The 1,327-nt window shown below is 49.9% G+C and carries 2 protein-coding genes; both read right to left on the bottom strand.

Features of this window, described 5'->3' with window-relative positions; all coding sequences use genetic code 11:
- Nucleotides 1-95: 95 nt before the first annotated feature.
- The gene (locus tag PAT3040_RS20005; RefSeq protein ID WP_258235075.1) at nt 96-998 is read right to left on the bottom strand and encodes an IS3 family transposase; all 903 of its coding nucleotides are present in this window, start codon (nt 996-998) and stop codon (nt 96-98) included.
- A gap of 11 nt (nt 999-1,009) precedes the next feature.
- Nucleotides 1,010-1,327, bottom strand: a 318-nt coding sequence (locus PAT3040_RS20000) for a transposase (RefSeq protein ID WP_108994116.1), incomplete at its 5' end; no start/stop codon positions are given.

Genomic DNA, 1,327 nt, shown 5'->3' with positions numbered 1-1,327 from the left:
CGGTTAGACCCCCTAAATCCGGAGACATGCTAATGCTTGCTTAGGTAGTCGTAGTATTGCGTCTCCTATCGCTGGTTTTCGTCCATTTTCTTGGTTTACACTTTCCTGTTGTATGTTTCAAGCTCTTCAGGTAGCTTCTTTTGGGCCCAAGTCATGAAAGCAGCCGGAGAACGTTTCCCAAGACTTCTATGCATACGGCGATTGTTGTAGAAATCGATGTAATTGTCCACTGCCTCGTAAGCTTCCTGGAACGTAGCATACGTCTCTTTTCGAAGTAAATCACGCTCCAACGTTGCGTGAAATGATTCGATGTATGCATTCATGTTCGGCGTCTTTGGCGGGATGCGCTCGTGAATCAATTCCTCTGCCTCACAGAGCTCACCAAACGCCTTGCTGACAAACTGCGGACCATTGTCGGTGCGGATGACAAGACCAGTCTCCTTCGTCACCAAGCGCGCAGCCAAAGCGGTTTTCACCATCGCACAGACTTCTTGCGCTTCGCAGCTTGAGCCTCTGTGGTGTCCTACGATCGTACGATCATATACGTCAATCATGTCAGCGATGTAAAAGAATCGCTCGTAGCCTGCTACATAACCATACTTGATATCAAGCTGCCATTGTTGATTGGATCCGGTGATTGTTGCATTCCGTGCCAAGCGGCGTGGATAATGGGTTTTCTTACGACGCTGAGGATGAAGAATCTCTAGTTCCTGGCAAAGGCGATACGTTTTCTTCTTATTGATATCCAAGTCATACTGTTGTCGCAAGCATTCGGTAAGCAACAGATAGCCGTATACATGCGCCTCGCCAGCCACCAATTCCATCAGCCACTCCTTGATCTGGGCGTCGCTGACGCTCTCGCCTGAATGAGTATAGGAGTGCGTCGTCACAGGGCGCCCTCTACGAGAGGGCTCTCGGACTTCTGCTTGTGAATCTACGACTGTATTCTGGCGCTGCTTTCGCTCATAGTAGGTGGACGACGCGACTTCGGTTAACACCAGCAAAGTAGCTACCGCGTATCCCTGCTCGATGAACGTCTGTGCAACGTCAAGTCTGTCGTCGAGGCAGGGTTGATCTTTTTTACCAGTTCACGCAGAACCTTGTTTTCCAGTTCTTTTTCACCGAGTGCTTTCAGAGCCTGGTTGTACTGTTCCTCCAATTCAGCTAGACGTTTCGCATCATCTAACCGTTCGTCGATCGTAGGGACTGCATCCTCACCGAACGTTTCCTGGAACTCTTTCACCCAGTTCCGAATGGTCTTGGGCGCCACCTCATACTTTCGCGCTAGTACACCAACTTTAATGCCAGCCAGTGCTTCCTGTGCAGC

The organism is Paenibacillus agaridevorans (genome assembly GCF_003112455.1).
Lineage (GTDB): Bacteria > Bacillota > Bacilli > Paenibacillales > Paenibacillaceae > Pristimantibacillus > Pristimantibacillus agaridevorans.
Note: the sequence above shows the minus strand (reverse complement) of the source record. Positions and strands in the feature narration are given on the sequence as shown.